Annotated in this window: 20 protein-coding genes and 2 tRNA genes; 14 read left to right on the top strand and 8 right to left on the bottom strand. The window is 69.5% G+C overall.

From position 1 onward, the window contains the following. Positions 1-90: 90 nt before the first annotated feature. A complete protein-coding gene (locus B5D80_RS29030; protein ID WP_088647120.1) occupies positions 91-3,021 on the bottom strand; it encodes an Hsp70 family protein in 2,931 nt (976 codons plus the stop codon). 140 nt (positions 3,022-3,161) lie between these two features. Next, complete coding sequence (locus B5D80_RS29025) at positions 3,162-4,004, bottom strand: DUF3152 domain-containing protein (protein WP_088647119.1); 843 nt, start codon at positions 4,002-4,004, stop codon at positions 3,162-3,164. 140 nt (positions 4,005-4,144) lie between these two features. Between B5D80_RS29025 and B5D80_RS29020 the strand changes: the two genes are divergently transcribed. The 4 genes from B5D80_RS29020 to B5D80_RS29005 all read left to right on the top strand — a co-directional run bounded on the left by B5D80_RS29020 (position 4,145) and on the right by B5D80_RS29005 (position 7,159). Next, entirely contained in the window at positions 4,145-4,642 is a 498-nt protein-coding gene (locus B5D80_RS29020; RefSeq protein ID WP_088647118.1) for a SigE family RNA polymerase sigma factor, read from the top strand. Further along, positions 4,639-5,385 (top strand): hypothetical protein, encoded by a 747-nt coding sequence (locus B5D80_RS29015; protein ID WP_088647117.1) that lies wholly within the window; start codon positions 4,639-4,641, stop codon positions 5,383-5,385. The genes B5D80_RS29020 and B5D80_RS29015 overlap by 4 nt, the downstream gene beginning before the upstream one ends. Before the next feature lie 83 nt (positions 5,386-5,468). Then, positions 5,469-6,194: an SMI1/KNR4 family protein gene (locus tag B5D80_RS29010; protein WP_088647127.1), complete on the top strand. Its 726-nt coding sequence runs from the start codon at positions 5,469-5,471 to the stop codon at positions 6,192-6,194. Positions 6,195-6,724: 530 nt separating this feature from the next. Continuing rightward, positions 6,725-7,159 carry a hypothetical protein gene (locus B5D80_RS29005; RefSeq protein WP_088647116.1) on the top strand — a complete coding sequence of 145 codons (435 nt, stop codon included), beginning with the start codon at positions 6,725-6,727 and terminating at the stop codon, positions 7,157-7,159. Between the two features lie 202 nt (positions 7,160-7,361). Here the strand turns inward: B5D80_RS29005 and fxsT are convergent, their stop codons facing one another. Further along, positions 7,362-9,767 (bottom strand): FxSxx-COOH system tetratricopeptide repeat protein, encoded by a 2,406-nt coding sequence (gene fxsT, locus B5D80_RS29000; protein WP_144081796.1) that lies wholly within the window; start codon positions 9,765-9,767, stop codon positions 7,362-7,364. A 92-nt stretch (positions 9,768-9,859) separates the two neighbouring features. Here fxsT and B5D80_RS33540 point away from each other — a divergent pair, with 92 nt between their 5' ends. Together B5D80_RS33540 and B5D80_RS28995 are read left to right on the top strand one after the other, a co-directional pair. Beyond that, positions 9,860-10,003 (top strand): hypothetical protein, encoded by a 144-nt coding sequence (locus tag B5D80_RS33540; RefSeq protein ID WP_158224262.1) that lies wholly within the window; start codon positions 9,860-9,862, stop codon positions 10,001-10,003. Between the two features lie 694 nt (positions 10,004-10,697). Continuing rightward, positions 10,698-10,880 (top strand): hypothetical protein, encoded by a 183-nt coding sequence (locus tag B5D80_RS28995; protein ID WP_088647114.1) that lies wholly within the window; start codon positions 10,698-10,700, stop codon positions 10,878-10,880. Positions 10,881-10,890: 10 nt separating this feature from the next. Here B5D80_RS28995 and B5D80_RS28990 read toward each other — a convergent pair whose 3' ends face one another. Together B5D80_RS28990 and B5D80_RS28985 are read right to left on the bottom strand one after the other, a co-directional pair. Beyond that, entirely contained in the window at positions 10,891-11,553 is a 663-nt protein-coding gene (locus tag B5D80_RS28990; RefSeq protein WP_088647113.1) for a YdcF family protein, read from the bottom strand. Between the two features lie 12 nt (positions 11,554-11,565). After that, a complete protein-coding gene (locus tag B5D80_RS28985; protein ID WP_088647112.1) occupies positions 11,566-12,330 on the bottom strand; it encodes a GntR family transcriptional regulator in 765 nt (254 codons plus the stop codon). A gap of 808 nt (positions 12,331-13,138) precedes the next feature. On the opposite strand from B5D80_RS28985, the gene B5D80_RS28975 reads away from it, so the two are divergent. Both B5D80_RS28975 and B5D80_RS28970 read left to right on the top strand, forming a co-directional pair. After that, positions 13,139-13,351: a hypothetical protein gene (locus B5D80_RS28975; protein WP_245855049.1), complete on the top strand. Its 213-nt coding sequence runs from the start codon at positions 13,139-13,141 to the stop codon at positions 13,349-13,351. Beyond that, on the top strand, positions 13,348-13,653 hold the full coding sequence (locus B5D80_RS28970; RefSeq protein ID WP_245855048.1) for a hypothetical protein: 306 nt from the start codon (positions 13,348-13,350) through the stop codon (positions 13,651-13,653). The genes B5D80_RS28975 and B5D80_RS28970 overlap by 4 nt, the downstream gene beginning before the upstream one ends. A gap of 112 nt (positions 13,654-13,765) precedes the next feature. On the opposite strand, the gene B5D80_RS33165 is transcribed toward B5D80_RS28970, so the two are convergent. Both B5D80_RS33165 and B5D80_RS28965 read right to left on the bottom strand, forming a co-directional pair. Continuing rightward, positions 13,766-14,230, bottom strand: coding sequence for a hypothetical protein (locus B5D80_RS33165; RefSeq protein ID WP_144081795.1), 465 nt, complete (start codon positions 14,228-14,230; stop codon positions 13,766-13,768). A gap of 408 nt (positions 14,231-14,638) precedes the next feature. Beyond that, positions 14,639-14,712, bottom strand: a tRNA-Gly gene (locus B5D80_RS28965). 288 nt (positions 14,713-15,000) lie between these two features. On the opposite strand from B5D80_RS28965, the gene B5D80_RS28960 reads away from it, so the two are divergent. From B5D80_RS28960 to B5D80_RS28935, 6 genes are all read left to right on the top strand, one after another. Beyond that, positions 15,001-15,074: transfer RNA gene (locus B5D80_RS28960), tRNA-Pro, on the top strand. Positions 15,075-15,229: 155 nt separating this feature from the next. Further along, on the top strand, positions 15,230-16,582 hold the full coding sequence (gene tig / locus B5D80_RS28955) for a trigger factor (protein ID WP_088647109.1): 1,353 nt from the start codon (positions 15,230-15,232) through the stop codon (positions 16,580-16,582). 171 nt (positions 16,583-16,753) lie between these two features. After that, a complete protein-coding gene (locus B5D80_RS28950; RefSeq protein WP_088647108.1) occupies positions 16,754-17,395 on the top strand; it encodes an ATP-dependent Clp protease proteolytic subunit in 642 nt (213 codons plus the stop codon). 10 nt (positions 17,396-17,405) lie between these two features. Continuing rightward, positions 17,406-18,068: an ATP-dependent Clp protease proteolytic subunit gene (locus B5D80_RS28945; RefSeq protein ID WP_030333536.1), complete on the top strand. Its 663-nt coding sequence runs from the start codon at positions 17,406-17,408 to the stop codon at positions 18,066-18,068. A gap of 213 nt (positions 18,069-18,281) precedes the next feature. After that, on the top strand, positions 18,282-19,577 hold the full coding sequence (clpX, locus tag B5D80_RS28940) for an ATP-dependent Clp protease ATP-binding subunit ClpX (RefSeq protein ID WP_088647107.1): 1,296 nt from the start codon (positions 18,282-18,284) through the stop codon (positions 19,575-19,577). A gap of 283 nt (positions 19,578-19,860) precedes the next feature. Next, entirely contained in the window at positions 19,861-20,658 is a 798-nt protein-coding gene (locus tag B5D80_RS28935) for a carbon-nitrogen hydrolase family protein (protein ID WP_088647106.1), read from the top strand. A gap of 30 nt (positions 20,659-20,688) precedes the next feature. Here the strand turns inward: B5D80_RS28935 and B5D80_RS28930 are convergent, their stop codons facing one another. Further along, positions 20,689-20,913: a hypothetical protein gene (locus tag B5D80_RS28930; protein WP_088647105.1), complete on the bottom strand. Its 225-nt coding sequence runs from the start codon at positions 20,911-20,913 to the stop codon at positions 20,689-20,691. Between the last annotated feature and the right edge of the window lie 581 nt (positions 20,914-21,494).

Here is a 21,494-nt window from a genome sequence, read left to right as displayed (position 1 = left end):
CGACCGCCCCCCCGGGCCGCTGCGCCACCGACCGCCCCCGTGGCAGCCGGTGGCGCAGTGGTGTCCGGCCGCTCAGCCGTCCCCGGCGGATCAGCCGTCCCCGGCGAACCGGTACAGCACGAAGTCCCGCTCCGCACCGCAGACGATCACCGACGTGTTCCACGAACACGACTCGCTGCGGACACCCTGGAGCTGCCCCATCTCGGTCAGCCCGCCGGACTTCGACACCCCGGCCAGGCTCCGGTCGTCCTCGACGCTGCTCGGCGTCTCGGCGAAGACCAGCAGGTTGCCGGCGTCGACCCGGACCGCCGTGCCCTTGCGGTCGGTCAGCACCGCCTTCCCGGCCGGGTCGAACAGACTCACCGTGGTCTTCGGCACCTCCCGCCGTACGAGCAGGTGCTCACCCACCGGCACCAGGTCGACGCCGCCCGGCGCCGCCCAGCGACGGCTGCCCTTGCCCTCGGTGGCCGCGACCACCTCCGTCCGGTCGGCGTCGGCCTGCGGCACCTCCAGCAGGCATGCCCGGTGCTCGCCGCAGGCCACTAGCGTGGTGACCCGCCGCTGCTCACCGGCGCTGTAGAGCACCGTCGGCTCGGCGAAGCTGCCCAGGTCGTAACCGAGCAGCTTGTATCCCCGGTCCTCCGCCACCACGTACAACCGGTCGCCGTGGGCGACCATCCGGTCGCTGACGTCGGCGACCCCGTCGCGGCGGCGCAGCACCTCGCCGCTGTCCATGTCGACCAGCCGGACCGACCGGTCGGCCCCCACCTGCACCAGCCGGTCGGTGTCGCCGGACCCGGGAGCGTCGTCGAACCCGGTGGGGCCGACCGCGCCCTGCCCGGTGCCGACCGGCAGCACCGTGGTGCGGGTGTCGTCGTACTCGCTGCGGGGGTTGTCCAGGCTCCACTCCTGCCGGCCGTCGCGCAGCCGCAGCCCGACCAGGCGGCTGCCGGCCCGGTCCACCCGCACCAGCGTCGTCTTGGTGACGTGCACCGCATCGTCGCCGTGCACCGGCAACCGCCACCGTTCCCGGCCACTGCCGGCGTCGAGCACCACCACGTCGCGGGGCGTACTGTCGCCGGCCTCGTCCGCGACGGCCAGCACCGCCCCCGGCACCGCCCGGATCCCCTTCCACCGCTCGCTACCCGCTGCGACCGTGTTCCGCCATGCCTCCTTCCCGGTGCCGGCGTCGACCGCCACCACGGTCAGCCGGCCGTCGGAAAGCTGGTAGGCCAGGTAGGCACGGTCACCGAGCACGGCGGTGAACATCGCCGTCGGCCGGTCCCCGTCGGCGGCGGGCCGGGCCACCTCGGTGAGGGTGTGGAACTCCAACGCCGGGTAGCGGTCCCGGGTGAACCAGAGCGCCGCCGCGCCGAGCACGCCGAGCAGCGCCAGCCCCGCACCGAGCCCGATCCACAGCCGGCGACGCCCGTGCCGCACCGGCGTCGAGGGGCCGGCACCGGCCCCCGGTGGTGACTGCGCCCCCGGTGGTACGCCCGGCCAGCCCGCCGGATACCCGGCCTGGGTCGGCACGGTCCCGTCCGGCGGCATCCCGCCCAGGGTCGGCACCGGCGTTGCCCCGGACCCGGCCACCGGCGTTCCACCGAGCGGCGTGCCCGCCCCGGCCACCAGCGTCGCGCCGGGTCCCCCGGGCAGGGTGACGCCCGGTCCCGGCAGGAGGGTGTGGCCCGTGCCGCCGGCCGGCAGGGTGGCGGGTGGGCCGTCACCGGACCCGACCGGGGTGGACGCGGCCTCGGGTGCCCCCGGTGCCGCGTCGTGCGTCGCACCGGCCGACGGCTGCGCCGGGGCGGGCGACGGCTGCACCGCAGCGGGCGACGGCTGCGCCGGGGCGGGCCCGGCCGCCCCGGGACGCCGGCCCGGCCGGGGCAGTGGCAGGTCGGTGAGCGCCCCCTCGGCCACCGGCAGCTCGGGCTGCTCCAGCACGGTCGGCGCGACCCCCAGCTCGGCGTGCAGCAGCCGGGCCACCAGCGGCACCCGGGACGAGCCGCCGACGAGGAACAACCCGGCGAGCCGGTCCGGGGTGAGGCCCGCCTCGGCGACCACCTCCCGGGTCCGGGCGACCGCCCGGGTCAGCAGGGGAGTGGCGAGCTGTTCCAGCTCCGCCCGGGTGAGCGGGACGGCGGTCTCCAGGCCGGGCACCGCGACCGGGGCCACGGCGACCCGGGACAGCATCTCCTTCGCCCCGCGCACGTTGTCCCAGAGCTGCTGCCGGTCCCGCCACTGCCCGGTCGTCTCCGGTCGGGTCAGCCGGTCCCAGAGCGCCGCCTGCCCGTCGCCGACCAGCTCACCGACCCGGGCGAGCAGGGCGGCGTCGAGGTCCAGCCCGCCGAGGTCGGCCATCCCGCCGGTGGCGATCACCGTGAAACCCGAGTCGCCCCACGGGTCGGCGCCCTCGTTACGGACGACCGCCACGTCCAGGGTGCCGCCGCCGAAGTCGAACACCGCCACCGACTCGCCCACCGGCACCGGCCGCCGCAGCACCTCCGTGTAGTAGCGGGCCGCCGCCACCGGTTCCCGCAGCAGCCGGGTGCCCACCGGCACCGGACCGGACATGGTGTGCTCGGCGGCCGACGGCCAACCGGCCAGCGCCAACGCGTCGTGCAGCACCTGCCGCCGGGGGGCCTCCCACGCGGCGGGATAGGTGAGCACCGCCGGGGGCAGGAACCCCACCGTCGCCACCGCCTGCTCGGCGACCGCCCACAGGGGCGCCGCGAGCAGTTCCGCCGGGGCGTACGACCGGTCGCCGAGGAGAACGGTCGCCTCGTCCACCAGGCGTTTCGGGTTCGGCTCGTACCGGGTCGGGTCCGCCTGGGCCAGCCGCTGGGCGTCCCGGCCGACGTGTAACCGGCCCTCGGTGTCGGCGTAGACCCCGGAGGGGAGGATCGGCTGCCCGTCGACGAGCAGCGGTCGGGTCCGCCCGTCCGGCCAGCGCAGCACGGCCACCGTGTTGGACGTGCCCAGGTCGACGCCGAGGGCGTATCCGTCCTGCTGGCCTGCCATCCGTCGCTACCTCCACCGGACGAGGGGATGCCCGGTCCCGCATGGTACGCAGCCCCCGCCGCCCCGCCCGGTCCGGCCGCTCGGCCCCGGGCCCGACGCGGCCCCCGGTCCGGGCGGCCCCGACCCCTGCCCGGCGGCCGTCAGCCCCGGCGGCCCGGCTCGGGTGGGGGGATCCGGTCGGCGTACGCCCCGGGCGGCCCCGAGTAGCGCCTGCCGTCCCGGTACGGCGAGGCGTTGGCGGTGCACCCGTGCAGGCCCAGCGTCTGCTGCTGCATCACCGGGGCCGGCCGGCCCCGCCCCGGGCACCGCTCGTGGCCGTGGCCGAGCCGGTGCCCGACCTCGTGGTTGACCACGTACCGCCGGTAGACGGCCAGCTCCGCACCGTACCCCGGCGCCCCCTTCACCCAGCGCGCCACGTTGATCACCACCCGGTCGCCGTTGCGGCACGAGGTGTAGCCGTCCGCCGCGTCCCCGCACAGTTCGTCGCGGGTGCCCGGGGTGGCCAGGTGGACGGTGAAGTCGGCCGGCCCGCCGGGGCCGACCCGCCACAGCCGCAGCGTCCCGCCCGTGGTCCACCCCTGCGGGGCGGTCAACGTCGCGCTGACCTCGGCGGCGAACTCCGCCACCGGCAACCCCCGGATGTCACGCTCCACCGCCACCCGGTACCGCAGCAACCGGCCGGTGCCCCGGGGCGCCGCCGGTTCGCCGGCCGCGACCTGCCAGCGGCCGGCCCCGTCCGCCGGATAGCTGACCGGGTCGGGCCCCGACCGGCCGGGCGTCACGGCGGCCGATCCGCCCGTCCGGACGGGAGTGGACTGACCGTCCGGCGCACCCAGCCGGGCGGACGCCGCCGGGGCGGGCGTCGTCGCCGCAGGCCGCCCCGCCGCAGGCATCCCGCAGCCGGTCAGCCAGGCCGCCGTCAGCAGCGCCGTCACCGACCGTCCGCGCGGACCGCCGCGGCGGGGGCTAACCTTCGTCGCCATGGTGCCTCCTCCGCCCACCGCCGGGCGGCGTCGGGCAGCGGGAAGGACGGGCGGCCCGCCGGAACAGTTGATCCCGTCGGCACTCAACCTTTCGGTGCCCCCGCCCGTCCTGTCCGGCGTGGCAAACGGGAAGAGCGGGCATGGCCCGGGGTGACGCCGAGTTCGTCGAGTTCGCCCGGTCCGCCTCCGGGCGGCTCCGACACGCCGCGTTCCTGATGACCGGCAACCACCACCAGGCCGAGGACGCCGCACAGACCGCCCTGGTCCGCACGTACGCGTCCTGGTCCCGGATCCGCGACGAGGACGCCTACGGGTACGCCCGCACGGTGCTGGTCAACCACCTCGTCGACGGGTGGCGGCGGCCGATCCGGGAGTACCCCACCGACGACCTGCCCGAGCAGCGGCGCGGCGACGTCGCCGACGACGTGGCCACCCGCCGCTGGTTGCTCGACATCCTCGGCGCGCTCAGCGCCCGCGAGCGGGCCATCGTGGTGCTCCGCTACTACTTCGACCTACCGGAGGCGCAGGTGGCCCGCGAACTGGGTGTATCGCTCGGCACGGTGAAGAGCACCGGTTCCCGGGCGTTGCAGAAGCTGCGCGCCACCGGTACCCCGGCGACCCAGGGGACCGGACGATGACCGAGCTGGAGCAGCTGCGTCGGGCCATGCGGGCGACCGAACGGCCGTACCCCGAGGATCTCGACCTGACCGTGATCATGCGGGACGGCCGGCGGCTGCGCCGACGCCGCCGGCTCGTCGGCGCGGGCGCGACGGCGCTGGTCACCGTGCTGGTGGCCGGCGGCGTCGGGCTCGGCGTGCGGTGGGCCCGGCCGCCGGCGGCGGACCGCCCACCCGCCCGCGCCGCCACCGTGCCCGGCGCGACGCCCCCGGCGACGTCGCCGCCGAGCCCCGGACCCACCCGGTGGAGGCCCCCCCAGCAGCCGATCGGGGAGGTGATCGACACCGGCATCCGGTACGGCGTCGACCAGCGGGTGTACTACCTGGTGGCGGTCGACGTGCCCGAGGGGCCCAGGGTGCGGGTCGGGTTGATGGCCGGCCGCCGCACCCCCGCCGGCGAGCTGACCAACGACATCGTCATCAACGACGTGCAGGGCAGCGACCGGCGACCGGGCTTCCACGAGATCGGGTACGACGACACGACCCCCTCGGACGCCCGGCCGCCGGTGCCGACCTTTGGGTACTTCGTCGGACCGGCGACCCGGATCGTCGGCACTGCCGGGGGCCGGCAGGTCGACGCCCGGCTGGCGCGCTGGAGCACCGACCCGGAACTGGTGGTCTTCTGGTTCGACCCGGTCGACCTCACCCCCGGCGTACGGCTCGACGGCATCGTCGCCCGCGACCGCTCCGGCCGTCTGCTCTGACCGCGAGGGCCGGTCCGATGTCCTGCTCGGGTGATCGACGAGCTCCGCTGCCCAATTTCTGCCGTGCTTGTATCGTGCCGGGCGTGACGTGCTCCGACTGGTCAGACATCCGTGGACGGCTCGCGCGGCTGGCCGCGACGCCCGACGCCGGCACCGTGTTCGGCGCGTGCGACCACGGGTGGGAACTGGAACCACCACTGACCGCTGACGAGTTGACCGAGCTGGAGGAGCAACTCCGGGTGGAGCTGCCCGCCGAGTACCTGTCGTTCCTGCGGGAGGCGGGTCGGGGCGGCGCGGGGCCGGCCTACGGGCTGTTCCCGGTGCGTCGGCGCGACGGACGGTGGCAGTGGGAGGGCGACGGGGCCGACCTCACCACGCTGGCGGCGCTCGGGCGTCCCTTCGCCCACGTCGAGGCGTTCAACCCGGTCGACGGGCTACCCGCCGAACCCGACGAGGACGACTACGACTCGGAGGAGGCGTTCACCGCCGCGCACGACGCCTACTGGGAGCAATACGAGAAGGTCGTCTACACGCCGGAGAACTCTATCGGCCTGCTCTACCTGTGCCACCTCGGCTGCGCGCTGCGGGAGGCGCTCGTCGTCAGCGGTCCCGCCCGGGGACAGATGTGGGCGGACGACATCGCCGAGGGCGGCGGGTTCCGGCCGCTGTACGACGACGACGGGACGCCGCTCGGCTTCGCCCGCTGGTACCGGCGCTGGCTGGAGGCGGCCGAGCGCGAGGTTGAGCCCGGCCGGCTCTCCCGGTCGACGGTGAAGGGGTCGAACCCCGGCGGCACTTCGCTGACCTGACGGTCGGGGAGGACCGGGTGAGATCGTGGGCGTCGGTCCCGATCCGTACCTGAAAGGTGGAGCCCGATCGCCCTGGCCCAACTCCGCTCGGTGGCCGGGAGCGACCCGTGACCTGGGTCGAGAGGGTGTGGAGCGGGCGACGGGAATCGAACCCGCACCGTCAGTTTGGAAGATCGTTCTCGGCTGTCGTGATCTGCCCGGATCGCCTGGTCAGCGGCCGGGTCGTCGTGCCCGATCATGACCGTTGGGGACCGTCTGGGACACCGGCTACTGGCACGTGGCTGGCACGGCTGCGCGGTGGGCGCGCGGCCGTCCGGCGGCGTACGGCTCACCGCCCCCGGCCGCTCTGGCCGGGGGCGGCTTGCCGTGTCGCCGGCTCCCCGCGCGCCTGGACCCCGGTACCCGGTGGCAAGCCGCGAAGCGGCGCGGCAGCCGATCGCCCTACCCGCAGCGGCGGGTGAGCGCCCACGCGATCGTTCGGCCTCTGGTGTCCGCCCTCCGCGCGCTCACGCATGGCAAGATCTTCTCTTGTGCAGGAGAGAGCATGGTTCAAGGATCGCCAGCTTGTTCCCGGTGAAACACTCTTCTCGTCAACCCGTAGCTTCGCGCTCTGGGCCTACACGGTCAGCCACAGCCAGCTGCTGTTTCGCACCCGCACAGGCGGCGACCTGCCCCGGATAGACCTTCTGTTCAAGCCGGTCAAAGCGATCAAGGTCCGCGACGACTACGATGGTCTCGTCATCCGAGTGTCCACCGTCGAGGAGGAGAAGCAGATCCTCTCTGAGACCGGCAGCATGGGTAGTGGTCGGGTGCTAATGCTGCTGACCGGGGCATCGATGGACTACGTCGTTACTGGTGCCTTCGGCTGGCAGGAAGACCATGGCTCGGACCGAGACCCGAGTGGCCTCGCCTTCTTTCCACCGGGTTCCGACCCGGCGCGGATTCTGCCTCCTGAGAGTGCGTAGATCCCACCACTGCCCGCCGTGTCGGCCGATGCCGGCCGGAGGCCGCCAGCAGGCCGAGCACGGCGGGTGGGCCGCGCTTGCGCGGCCCTTGATCCTAATGAGAACGTTTCAGCAGTGGCGTCGATGGATCACACGTCGATGGATCGCCGGATAGGGCATAGCTCGGGCCCCAGGTAGCTTGCCTGCTGCCAGCATCCGGGCGTCACCTCCTGCCGGTACGTCTCGATCGGCTACCCTTTGCCGGGGACGTTCCGCCGATTAACGCAGCGATCTGGGCTCGAATCTCCGAAGTCAACTTTGTTTCAGGATGCTTGGTGCCAAGAACTCGCTGCTGACGGTTCAAGGTGTCGTCAATCAAAAAGCGCGCCTGCATGACTCTTTTTGATTCGACGAGCGTCAGCGCAAGGCTGCGCATTGAAAGCAAGGTCTCTGGGTGGTCGTCGCCGAGCACACGTCGGCAGCGAGCAAGCGTGTCTTCTTTCATGGCCCTGGCCCGGGCATACTCACCCCGGTTGTGCAGGGTAACGGCAAAGCTTATCGCTGCGCGCAGGGTCTCCGGATGATCGTCGCCGAGAACTTCTTTACATCGGGTAAGAACTTCTCCTTTTATGGCTTGGGCTTTGGCATGATCGCCCTGGGTATCCAAGATCATGGCGAGGCCTGCCGCCGCACTTAGGGCATCGGGGTGGTTGTCGCCGAGCACACGTCGGCAGCGGGCAAGCGTGTCTTCTTTTATGGCCTTGGCCCGGGCGTGCTCACCAAGGCGGTGTAGGGTGTCGGAGAGGCTCATCGCTGCGCGCAGGGTGTTCGGGTGGTCGTCGCCGAGCACACGTCGGCAGCGAGCAAGCGTGTCTTCGGAAATAGCTCGGTCCTGGGCGTATTCGCCAAGGGTATACAGGGTGGCGGCAAGGCTCACCGCCGCGCCCAGGGTGTCTGGGTGGTCGTCGCCGAGCACACGTCGGCAGCGAGCAAGCGTGTCTTCTTTCACGGTCTGAGCCCGGGCGTACTCAGCAAGGGCTTGCAGACTGACGCCAAAGTCGTGTGCTGCCCGCAGGGTTTGAGGGTAATCGTCGCCGAGCACACGTCGGCAGCGGACAAGCGTATCGACAATCATCGGGTGCGCTTGGTGGAAATTGCCGCGAATATGGAGTGCATGCGCATGCTCAGTCGCGGCCTTCAGCGTATGAATGTCGTCAGGTCCGAGCAATTCTAGCCAGTGTTGGTGTAGCCGTTCTGCGAGAAGAAGTGCTGGTTGGTGTTCACCCCGCCGGAGCAGGTACAGCGTCACCTGGCACGCGGCTTCTCGAAGTTGATACTTGACAGTAGTTGTCGGGTCGATGGCGATAATGTGTGGCGCGAGGGTTGACCAAATTGGCCAGGTCGCTGGGTCATCAGTGTCGTTGGGTACCGCTGCAGCAAGTAGCGTGGCAGCTTGGTCGCGGGCAACAGTTAGGTGGTGACTACCGTTTCGGTCGCGAACCACGGCCTGGATGAGCCGGTGAATTTGTATCCCATCGTGGCTGGTTCCAGCCAACCCATGCTCGGCGATTGTCTTCACGACGTTGTAAAACGCTAGCCGGTTCCTGCCGACGCTGGCAAGGGGTTCGGATAGCAGGGCCAGAGACTGCGTGAACAGGCTCAGCGGAATCGGTTCGGGGGCCAGAACCGCACAGAGGTTCAGCATTTGCGCTGCTGCGGGGTGGCCTTGGGTAAGCCGATCGGTGGAAAGGCGGATACTCGCGGCAAGCGATGTGGGGTAATTACCTGGCCTGCCACCGTCAAGGATTTCGGTGGTGTGATGGGCGAGGAGATCAAGGTACTCGTCCGTTGGCATGCCTGTTTCGGTCATGACCGTGGCGGCTTGGGCAACCGCTAAAGGCAGGTCACCTAACGCTTCCGCCAACCGATCAGCGGCCTTAGCGGGAAGCCGAGGTATCCGGCTCTGCAGCAGTAGGACGGACTCGGCTCGCTCGAAGAGACTCACCTCGACTGGCGCTGCGAATTCATCCCAACCAGGGTTGCGGGATGTGATGATAAGGTGGCCGCCGCGTGGGGGAAACCATGGTGCCAACGTGTTGGGATCCTCGGCGTTGTCGAAGATCAGTAGCCACCGTCGGTTTATCTGCATTGCTGCATGCAATGCCTTTATGGCCGCTGGTGTAGTGACGTCTGCGCCCACAAGCCCCGACGCCACCGCCAGTTGTGCTAAATTGCCACCAATTAGCTCGTCATTCTCCGCTGCTACCAGCCATAGGACATCGTACTCGGCGGCGAAGCGGAAGGCATACTCGATGGCCAGTTGTGTCTTACCGACCCCGCCCATGCGGTCACGGGATCGGGTCACCGCTCGACCGTGCTCAACCAGCAACTGCCGGATCTGCCCCAAAGACGCCTCGCGGCCGACGAACCCTGGATTTCGCATGGCAAGGTTCGACACCACGGTCGGCGGTGGTGCTCCAGGGTCCTTCTTGCCCGCTGCAGAGCCAAATTCCTGAGGGCCAGTGAGTCTGCTATCTGTATTGACGACTACTTGGACGCCATGGCCCTGAACGGCTTGTCGGCTGCTGTCGAGTCCGATGACGTCCTGGCGGATCTGCCCTGGAATCAAAGATACGCTCCCACTCAGTGAGTCACGCTGTGAGGCTTAGCCGCTACCACTTAGCTCGTGGCCGTAGAGCCGAATGTCACTGTCTGCGTACCATGGCCCTGCACGACTTGCTGGGCCTGGTCGTACGCGGCTACGTGCTGTATTACGCCACCGGCGGCGTGTGTCCCCGTGGCCTCGACGACCCGCGACACTACGGCACGCAATTCCGTGGCTGCCTCTGGGTGATCGATCAGTAGATCCTCCAGCCGCGCTGTCCATGCCGCCTGTTGCTCCAAGCGCACCCGGTCATCTTGTTGCCCAGCAGACTGGACTACGACCCGGGTACGTTCCAATCGCTCCTCAATGGCAACGGTCCGAGTCTGGTCGCCTCGCCCGAGCATCTGCGTAAAGCCCTGCTTAGCCAGTTGCCATCCGTCCGTAGCTACCGCACCGATTAATGCCGCGCCGCCAGCGCCTGCCAATGCACTCAAAGTCTCCCCTAGCACGACAGCCTCCAACTTTGTCGATCGGCACTCGGAATCATCAGTCATATCCGGTGCACCCTCCTGTGGGGAACCCCCCCAGCCGATTCGCAAATGGTCTAGTATCTGACAAGGTGACCCTGATATTTCGCTGCTTAGTCGCATAAGTCATTATTTCCGGCATATGGCACGCCTTCGCCATGCCGTATGCCGTTGACCCGACCTTCTTGGGGATCGGGGAACCCGCTATGTCATGCGCCGGCTTCCCACTTTCCGCGCCAGATGCCGGGCACCAGACGTGGCGGCCGCAGAGCGATAGCGGTAGCGGTCGGCGCGCGCCCAGGCGACGGCGCGGTGCGGCCAGCCAAGGGCCGGCTTGAAGAGCACAGAAAGCCCGCGCTGCCTCGCCTTCAACAGCTCTCAAGGTAGCTGCCTGGGCAATCCGGGTCGATTGGCTAGGCTCTGCCTCATGAGGCAGGCGGATCCGGATCGGGCGTACGCGGATGGCACGGCGATCGATTTGGTACTGAGCGAGTTCATTGAGGCGGTGCAGGCGGGTAACTCAGTGCCGCTGGCCAAGGAAGGTGAGGTCGTGGCGGTCGTGGTGTCACCTGAGGTGGCGGAGGCTGGGCGGCGTGCGCTGGGCCAGTAGCTCGGCTCCTCTACACGAGTCGGCTCGTATATCCGGCGTCGACCAGGCGGCTGTAGGCGGCGCGGACGTCGTCGGGGACGTGCTGGGGGATGGCGAAGCCGAGTTCGGCGTACATGTCGATGCGTTGGGTGTCCCCGACGAGCATGTCCATGACCTTCCTGGTGTCGCCGATGCTGGTCACGTAGTCGTCGAGTGAGAGCGGGTGCGACGCGCAAATCACGTCGACCTCGGGCCAGAGCTGCTTGCAGGTGGCGTACGCGCGGCGCTGTTGGTACGGGCGGGACATCAGGATCACCGATCGGGCCTGGACCTGGTTTTCGGTGAGGAGCGCGCGGGTGTGCTCGATGTTCTGGCCGGTGTTCTTGGCCTGCGTGTCGATGAGGATCGCGTCGGCCGGCACGCCGTGGGCTATGGCGTACTCGCGGTAGTGGACGGCTTCACCCCGGGGGAAGGTGCCGATGGTGGTCGGGGCGTTGGCACCGGTAAAGACCAGCGTTGGATACATCCCTTGGTGGTAGAGGTCGGTGGCGATCTTGGCGACTCCGAGGTCGTGGCTGCCGAGTCCGATGCCCACGTCGACCGGCCGGATCTCGTGGTGCATGTGGTGGTAGTTCCACAGGCGTTCGACGTCCGCCCGGTGTTCGGCGGGGATGGCCGGGGGGTTCGTGGGCATCAGTTCGGTCTCTCAGTCGGGGATCTTGAAGGTGTACGACCAGGTGAAGCGGGATGCGGCGTGGACCCCTCGGGCGAACTCGACCGGTCGGCCGTCGTGGGTGAACGTCGTGCGGTGCAGGACCATGACGGGCTCGCCGGCTGGGAGCTGGAGGAGTTGGGTCTCCTCGGGAGTGGGCATCCGTGCGCGTACGGTTTCGGTGATCGTGTCCGGTTCCAGTCCTCGGCCGGTGAGGATGGCGAAGCCTCCACCTCGTCCGGCTGGCCCGGGTGTCGGGTCGACCAGCGAGGTTCCTTCCACGTCTTCCGGCCGGTAGTAGCTGGTCAGGGTATGGGTGGGCACGTCGGCTTCCTTGACCAGGCGGGCGCGTTCGTAGACGGGTGCTCCGGGCTTGAGTCCGAGCGCTTCGGCGGTCTCGGCGTCGGCCTTCGTCAGGCGTACCTCGTTGGTCTGGTCGCCTGGTGTCCAGGTGCGGCCGGTGGCCTCGCGGTCGGCGGCGAACGCGACGAGCCCTGACTTCCACTTGCTCTTGGCGTAGCGGTCGATGCCGAGCCGCTTCATCGCCACCCGTGGTCGGACGACGGTGCCGCGTCTGCGGACGGGCGTGACGAGTCCTTCGGCTTCGAGCATTCGCACTGCCTGCCGGACGGTGTTGATGTTGACGCCGTGCTCGGCGGCGATCTCGTCCTGCTTCGGCAGGGTGCTGCCTTCGGTGTAGTCGCCGCGTTGGATGGCTTCGCGCAGGAGCGTCGCCAGATCCCGGTACCCGATGCCCACTCGCTCCTCCTGGCCGTGCGCTGCGTAGAGCTATCTCTACCAGCAAGTGTGTCCTACGGGCGAACATTAGAGCTAGTTCTATTGACAGCGTGGTCGACGATCCGGTCACATAGAGCTAGTTCTAATGCCGGTTGGTGGGAGATCATGATGCGCGGTGCGGTGGAAACTTCTAACTCGTCCGGATCATCCCTGATCCGTACTCCCGGCACCCCGCACCACGTCGCCCCCGGCGTCGTCCAGGTGGGCGCGGCCTGCTCGTCCTGCGGTGGTAGGGCATGGAAGTTCGTCCGCCAGTGGGCGGACCTACGCGCCATCGGGCAGGGGTCTACCACCGTGCGACGGCTGGTACGTCGCCCATGCCTGGACTGTTCGGGTTCCGGTCGTGCGGCGTCGTGCTGAGGCTGGCCCGGGGTGGGTGCTGGTGTGGGGCGGCGACCCGGACGCCGTGCCGTGAATTGCCCGCCTACCCCGGTGCCTCGCACTCCGCTGCCGCATCGGCCGGGTGTGCCCGCGCCGGGTGACCTGGTGTTGATCGACCGTCGGGCGTCGGTGCAGTTCATCGGCGACCGGGCGTTGTGGCTGCGGGTGACGTCGGTGGACGACAGACCCACGTATGACGGGTGGGTGTGGCTCACCGGCTACTCGATCAACCGGGCCACCGGTGAGGCGTTGGCACGGCGTGAGGTCTTCGTGCGGATCGCCGGCCTTCAACGTCTGCCACGGACGACAGCGAGCACGCCGCCGCGTAGGAACGCGGGGCCGGTTAGGAGGGGACGCGGTGTTTGATGTTCGGGTTCGGCTCGGTGCGGTGTTGGAGATCAGTGCGGCGGAGCGGTTGATGCCGTCGGACGGGCCGGTGACGTTGTGGGTGACCGGGGTGCGGCTGGTGGCGCACCGCCCTCCCCATGACGAGTGGATCTGGGTGGAGGGGCTCAGGCTCGGCCGGACCGGTCGGCGGGGTCAGCAGGCGCGGATCCTGATCCGCGCGAGCAAGCTTCTGCCGAAGGACGCGCCCCGGTGAGCACCTACCTGTCGGGCGCGGCGCGTGATCGGCTTCGGGAGACTCAGGCGCAGCGCGACCGGCGGCGTCGCCGGACCGTGTCGGAGGCGGGGCCGGTGGACCTGGTGTCCACGTTTGTTCCGGTCGACATCGCGGTGGGTACGGACATCACCAAGCCGGACCCGATCCCGGGCGGCCTGCTCGACCTCATCGCCCGTCACAAGGGCCTCCGTGCCGACTACGCCACCGAACGCATGACCGCCCGCGGGTCAACGAAGCCGAAGCGGCGGCCCTGGACGTGCCGGCCGACGAGTCGGTGCTGAGCGTCGTCATCACCGTCCACCAGGCGTCGGGTGACCCGATCATGGCATCGGTGCTGGTCATGCCTGGTAGCCGTCACGAGATCGAGGACACATACGCCCTTTCCTGACCTGGTCAGGACCACACATCGCTGTAGAAGTCCTCGTCATCGTCGGCCGGCGGCAGCGGGTTCCGCCACCACAGCTCGATAAGGAACTCCTGGGTGTCGGCCTGCCTGCGGTGGACCCGAACACCGTAGACGCCGGCTCCCTGCGGAGGAGTGACCTCCAGTGCCGCTCCAGAGGTGATCACCTCAACGATCAGCTCTCCGGTCGGGCAGTGCAGCTCAAGCTGTCGAGATCCGTCCCACAGGCCGCTGTCCGGCGCGGGCTCACTGGCCCACGTCCGGAGTTCAAGGCCCACCTTGAATGCGTCCGAGAGAACCCGAACACAGATCCCGTACGTGGACGCGCCGGCTACCTGGCCCTCCGCGTCTCGGTATGACTCGCCCTCGTCGCCGGCATCACACCACACGTCCCGCAGGACGAAGTGGCCATAGTGGGGACTGAAGGTGGTGCGGCGCACCATGAGCGGCTTCATGGGTCCAGAGACTGGCGCCACCGTCCGACACTTGCGGATACCCGCCAGTCGTGCAGTTCGAGGGCCTGAACCTCGCCCGTACGCGACTACGCAGCGTTGTAAACCAGGTGGATCGTCGGATGACTGCCGGATCGCCAAGCAGGCGAAGCGGGCGGCGGTCACGGCCAGGTCGAGCAAGGGCAAGGGAGAGACGTCCAAGGTCAAGCCGGCGAAGCGGAACGTGACCCAGGCGAAGCCGGCGGCCCATAGGGCGGCCAAGGGCACGAAGGCGGCCCGTCCGGCACGCGGACCCGCCTCGGGCGACACGGCCGGCGCTACTGGCACGCCAATGGCACGCAAGATCACAGACAGCTAGTACGAGAACGGCCCAGGCTCGGCGGGTATGCCGCTGACCTGGGCCGGAAGGTGTGGAGCGGGCGACGGGAATCGAACCCGCACCGTCAGTTTGGAAGACTGAAGCTCTGCCATTGAGCTACGCCCGCGTACGCCCGGCAACCGGGACGCGCCGCCAGCCTACTCCCACCCCCGTACCCCGGCATTCCCTCCCCCCAGGCCCGTTCCCCCGGTGATCAAGAGGTATCCGTCACCCTCGACGCTCCCCCTGACGCAAACCTCTTGATCACCGGGGCCACGCCGGCCGCGGCACCGGGGGCCACGCCGAGCGCCCGCCGGGGCCACGCCGAGCGCACGCCGGGCGCGGGTGGGGGACAGGCCGGTGGGGACGCCCCGGCATCCCGGGCGGGGCGCGACGGCATACACTTCTTTCGCCACGGGGTGTGGCGCAGCTTGGTAGCGCACTCGCTTTGGGAGCGAGGGGCCGTGGGTTCAAATCCCGCCACCCCGACTGCGTGCGCATCCCGGGATCAGCCCCGGGAGGCGACGCCGATCCGTGCGGTTCGCCGGGCGCTGCCGGAGCAGCGTCCCGGCTCGCCTACACTCGATGCGCGCAATCACGCCCAGACCCAGACCCACCACTGAGATCCGTCAAGGAGTACGCCTGTGAAGAGCACCGTCGAGACTCTGAGCCCGACGCGCGTGCGGCTCGCCATCGAGGTGCCGTTCGTCGAGCTCGAGCCGAGCCTCAAGAAGGCGTACCGGGAGATCGGCCAGCAGGTCCAGGTTCCCGGCTTCCGTCGGGGCAAGATCCCGGCCGCCGTGATCGACCAGCGGGTGGGCCGGGGCACCGTGCTCAACGAGGCGGTGCAGGAGGCCATCCCGCAGAACATCCTCGCCGCGGTGCGCGAGCACGACCTCAAGACGCTCGGCCGCCCGGAGGTCGAGATCACCGAGTTCAACGACGGTGACTCGCTCAACTTCACCGCCGAGGTCGACGTCCGGCCCGAGTTGACCCTGCCGGACCCGGCCACCGTCGAGGTGACCGTCGACGAGCTGCAGATCGACGAGAGCGAGATCGACGAGCAGGTCAAGAACCTGCGCGAGCGGTTCGCCACGCTCAAGACCGTCGAGCGGGCCGCCGCCGAGGGCGACTACGTGCAGATCGACCTGAACGCGACCGTCGACGGCGAGGACGTGCCGGGCGGCTCGGCGAGCAACATCTCGCACGAGGTCGGCAGCAAGCAGCTCCTGCCGGGCCTGGACGAGGCCCTGGTCGGTCTCGCCGCCGGCGACGACACCACCTTCACCACCCAGCTCGTGGGCGGCGACTTCGCCGGCCGGGACGCCGAGGTGGCGGTGACCGTCCGCACGGTCAAGGAGAAGGAGCTGCCGGAGCTGGACGACGACTTCGCCCAGATGGCCAGCGAGTTCGACACCATCGACGAGCTGCGCGCCGACCTGCGGGAGAAGGTCAGCCGGGGTAAGCGGGTCGAGCAGATCTACGCCGCCCGGGACAAGGCCCTGGAGCAGTTGGTCGCCGCCGCCGGGGTGCCGGCGCCGGAGGGTGTCGTCCGCGAGGAGGTCGAGAGCCGCAAGCAGGCGATGATCGACCAGCTGGAGCGGATCGGCGCCTCGATGGAGGAGTACCTCGCCGCCGAGGAGAAGACCGAGGAGCAGATCGACACCGAGCTGACCGAGGCGGCGACCGAGGGCGTCAAGATCCAGCTGCTGCTGGACACCCTGGCCGACGCCGAGGACACCCAGGTCTCCGACGACGAGTTCGGCCACGAGATCGTCCACCGGGCGCAGCGCGCCGGGATGGCCCCGCAGCAGTACTACGACCAGCTGGTCCGCTCCGGTGCCGCCGCCGCCGTCTTCGGTGACGTGCGGCGCGGCAAGGCGCTCGCGTCCGTGATGGAGAAGATCAAGATCAAGGACTCGGCCGGCAACGAGGTCACCCTCGACGCGCTGCGGGCCGAGAACGAGCAGGCGCACGACCACGACCACGAGCACTGATCCGACCCGGTCGGCCGCCGTCCGCCCGTTGCGGCGCACGGCGGCCGAACCCCTTTTCCGGGTACGTCCCGAGCCTGCTGCGCTGAGAGCGAACAGTGCCGCGAGCGGGAGTCGATCACCCGGTGGAGCGGTTAATGTCGGGTACGACGGTACGGAGAGCGAAGGGCTGCCATGACCGACATGCACATCCCAGCGAAGCCGCTCCGGGCGATCGAAGCCCGAGGTGGCGACACCATTGGCAACCTCGACGACTCGGTCTACAACCGGTTGCTCAAGGAGCGCATCATCTTCCTCGGCAGCGAGGTGAACGACCAGGTCGCCAACCGCATCTGCGCCCAGCTGCTGCTGCTCGCGGCGGAGGACCCGGACCGCGACATCTTCCTCTGGATCAACTCGCCGGGTGGCTCGGTCTACTCCGGCATGGCGATCTACGACACCATGCAGTACATCGACAACGACGTGTCGACCGTGGCGATGGGCATGGCCGCCTCGATGGGTCAGCTGCTGCTCTGCGCGGGCACCAGGGGCAAGCGGTACGCCCTGCCGCACGCGCGGATCATGATGCACCAGCCGTCCGGTGGTCTCGGCGGCACCGCGTCGGACATCGCGATCCAGGCCGAGCAGATGCTCTACACCAAGCGGATGTTCCAGGAGCGGGTCGCCCACCACACCGGGCAGAGCCAGGCGCAGATCGAGGCCGACTCGGACCGCGACCGCTGGTTCACCGCCCAGGAGGCCATGGACTACGGCTTCATCGACAAGGTGATCATCGGAGCCACCCAGGTTCCGGATGGCGCCGGGACCCTGAGCTGAGGAGCTGACGATGACCGATCTGAGCCTGCCGCCCCAGTTCGCGGCCGTGCACAACCGTTACGTCCTGCCGTCGTTCGTCGAGCGCACCTCGTACGGGGTCAAGGAGTCCAACCCGTACAACAAGCTCTTCGAGGACCGGATCATCTTCCTCGGCGTCCAGGTCGACGACGCGTCGGCCAACGACGTGATGGCGCAGCTGCTGACGCTCGAGGGCACCGACCCGGACCGCGACATCATCATGTACATCAACTCGCCAGGTGGTTCGTTCACCGCCATGACGGCGATCTACGACACCATGCAGTACGTCCGGCCGGACATCTCCACCGTCTGCCTGGGCCAGGCGGCCAGCGCGGCGGCCGTGCTGCTGTCGGCGGGCACCCCGGGCAAGCGGATGGCGCTGCCGAACTCGCGGATCATCATCCACCAGCCGGCCACCGAGGGCGGCTACGGGCAGGGCTCGGACATCGAGATCCAGGCCCGGGAGATCCTGCGGATGCGCACCCAGCTGGAGGACATGCTCTCCCGGCACTGCAACCGGCCGATCGAGCAGGTCCGCAAGGACATCGACCGCGACAAGATCATGACGGCCGAGGAGTCCAAGGAGTACGGGCTGGTCGACACGATCCTGACCAGCCGCAAGAAGGGCCTGCTGGCCGCCAACGCGGCCCGCTGAGCACCACCGGTCGGAGGTCGGTCGGGCGAGCAGTTCCCGGCCGGCCTCTGACACACCCGTTTTGGGGGTCGGAGAAACCCTCGCCAGCGGGTAACGTCGGGTCCGTACGGCGTGGCCGGGTCGGACCGGCGGAACGGATTTCACCACGGACGGGCGCTCCGGCGTCCGCGGTTCAGGGCCGGACTCCGGTCGACGAGTGCAGGGAGAACGTAGGTGGCACGGATCGGTGACGGCGGCGACCTACTGAAGTGCTCGTTCTGCGGCAAGTCGCAGAAGCAGGTCAAGAAGCTCATCGCGGGCCCAGGGGTCTACATCTGCGACGAGTGCATCGATCTCTGCAACGAGATCATCGAGGAGGAGTTGGCCGAGTCCGGCGAGGTGAAGTGGGAAGAGCTTCCCAAGCCGATGGAGATCTGCCAGTTCCTCGACAACTACGTCGTCGGTCAGGACCAGGCCAAGAAGGCGCTCGCGGTGGCGGTCTACAACCACTACAAGCGCATCCAGGCCGAGGCGGCGAACGCCCCCGGCTCCGGCAGCGACGCCGTCGAGCTGGCCAAGTCCAACATCCTGCTGCTCGGTCCGACCGGGTGCGGCAAGACGCACCTTGCGCAGACCCTGGCCCGGATGCTCAACGTGCCCTTCGCGATCGCGGACGCCACCGCGCTGACCGAGGCGGGTTACGTCGGCGAGGACGTGGAGAACATCCTCCTCAAGCTGATCCAGGCCGCCGACTACGACATCAAGCGCGCCGAGACGGGCATCATCTACATCGACGAGGTCGACAAGATCGCCCGTAAGTCGGAGAACCCGTCGATCACCCGGGACGTCTCCGGCGAGGGGGTGCAGCAGGCCCTGCTCAAGATGCTGGAGGGCACGGTGTCGAACGTGCCGCCGCAGGGCGGGCGCAAACACCCCCACCAGGAGTTCATCCAGATCGACACCACCAACGTGCTGTTCATCTGCGGTGGCGCCTTCGCCGGCCTCGACCAGATCATCGAGGCCCGCACCGGCTCCGGCGGCACCGGCTTCGGCGCCCGGCTCCGGTCGGTCTCCGAGCGTTCCACCGACGACATCTTCAGCCAGGTGATGCCGGAGGACATGCTCAAGTTCGGGCTGATCCCCGAGTTCATCGGCCGACTGCCGGTGATCACCAACGTGCGCAGCCTGGACCGTTCCGCCCTGGTGCGCATCCTCACCGAGCCCCGCAACGCCCTGGTCCGGCAGTACCAGCGGCTCTTCGAGCTGGACGGCGTCGAGCTGGAGTTCGAGCCGGCGGCGCTGGAGGCGATCGCCGACCAGGCGATGCTCCGGGGCACCGGTGCCCGTGGTCTGCGCGCCATCATGGAAGAGGTCCTCCTCTCCGTCATGTACGAGGTGCCGAGCAACCCGGACGCCGCCCGGGTGCTGATCACCCGCGAGGCCGTGCTGGAGAACGTCAACCCGACCATCGTGCCGCGCGAGTTCACCGGCCGCCGGGCCCGTCGCGACCGCGAGGAGAAGTCGGCCTGACCGGCACCCCGACCACCGTCGGAAGCACGGCCCCCGCCCGGGGCCGTGCTTCTGCGCGTACGGCGCTTCGACCCTGACCGCCGGCTGACCGGCCGTCCACCCCGATCCCACACCCTCGGCCCGCGGTCGCTTCCCGGCGGCTCTGGGGGTGCCCACGGCGTGCCCCGGCGGGCGTGCCGAGCGTCCGACCCGGGGTTCCAAGGCCCGGTCGGGTGTGGCGTGTTCGGGTCTTGCCGGGTCGCGTACTGTCCCGGGGCCGCCGTCCGCCCGTACGCTGGGCAGCATGCGCGTCGCCGTCTGCCAGCTCAACGCCCGCGACGACCGGTCGGCCAACCTGGCCGCCGCCGAGGCCCTGCTCGTGCGGGCCGCGGCGGCCGGTGCCGACCTGGCGGTCCTTCCCGAGTACGTCGACTATCTCGGCCGGGCCGAGGGGATGCCGCCGGCCGAGGGGGTGGACGGGACGGTGGGCACCTTCTTCGCCGAGGTGGCCCGGCGACTGGGGATCTGGCTGGTGGCCGGCTCCTTCCACGAGGTCGGGCCGGACCCGACGCACACCTGGAACACCTCGCTGGTCTTCGACCGTTCCGGCGCCCTCGCCGCCAGCTACCGGAAGATCCACCTGTACGACGTGGAGATCCCCGGGCGGGTGTCCTACCGCGAATCCGCCACGGTGGCACCCGGGACGGAACGCGTGGTGGTCGACGTGGAGGGTCTGCGGGTCGGCTTGTCCATCTGCTACGACCTGCGCTTCCCGGAGCTGTACCGGCGGCTCGCCACGGACGGGGGAGCGCACCTGCTCGTCGTGCCGGCGGCGTTCATGATGCACACCGGGCGGGACCACTGGGAGGTCCTGCTGCGGGCCCGGGCGATCGAGAACCAGTGTTTCGTGGCGGCCGCCGGGCAGACCGGTGACCACGACCCGGGCCGGACGTGCTTCGGCCGCAGCATGGTGGTCGACCCGTGGGGAACGGTGCTCGGCCAGGTGCCGGACGGGCCGGGTCTCACCGTGGTCGACGTCGACCTGGACCGGCTGCGCACGATCCGGGCCGAACTGCCCAGCCTGGCCAACCGCCGCCTCTGACGGGCTCGGCGTCGTGCGGCCGGGCGTCGGTCAGCTCAGCAGCACCCCCACGACCGCCAGCGCGATGATCGCCGCCGCCGTCACCAGCAGGGCCGTCCCCATCCTGGAGGGTCCGCGCCGGGCCAGCCGGACGACCGACAGTACGACGACGACGAGCACGACCGCCGCGATCACCAGTTGCCAGAAGGGCAGCAGGAGTCCCAGCAGTGCGTCGTCGGCGAGGGTGACCGTGGGGGAGCGGGACGCCTCATCCATGGCAGCCACTCTGGCACGGATCGGCCACCTCGGCGTCGTTTCGGTACGCGGGTGGAGCGCCGGAAGGGACGGACGCCGTCAGGTGACGCCCGCTGAGGGAAGTAGTGACGATCATTGATTTGCCTTCCGTGGGGGCGTCCGCGTAACTTTCTCTCTGCACGCGGGAGGCCGGACGAACCGGCCGAGAACGGGCACCAGGATCGTGGCGGAGACGCCGAGCGATGCTGAGGATCGGGCGGTGCGGGGCTCCTCGAAAGTTGGGGTTGCGAACGCGAAGCCGACCGGGTAGAGTTCTGAAGCCGGCAGGGAGCCGGGCGGGCACCGCGAAAGCGGATGCCGGCCGGTCTGCCGATTCCCACGATCGCAACGACCACCGGAAACGGTGTGCGTGACAACGGTGGATACGGCTGAATCGGGCTGACAGATCGCGACAGCGAATTTGACAGTGAAATTCGGCCACAGTAACTTAGAGAAGTAGCCCCGGTCGGGTCGCCGTTAGTGCGGTGGTTTGGTTGGTGTGTGGTTGTTCTTTGAGAACTCAACAGGGTGCTTGTAAAGCCAGTGCCAATTGTTTATACCCC

The organism is Micromonospora wenchangensis, from assembly GCF_002210435.1.
Lineage (GTDB): Bacteria > Actinomycetota > Actinomycetes > Mycobacteriales > Micromonosporaceae > Micromonospora > Micromonospora wenchangensis.
Note: the sequence above shows the minus strand (reverse complement) of the source record. Positions and strands in the feature narration are given on the sequence as shown.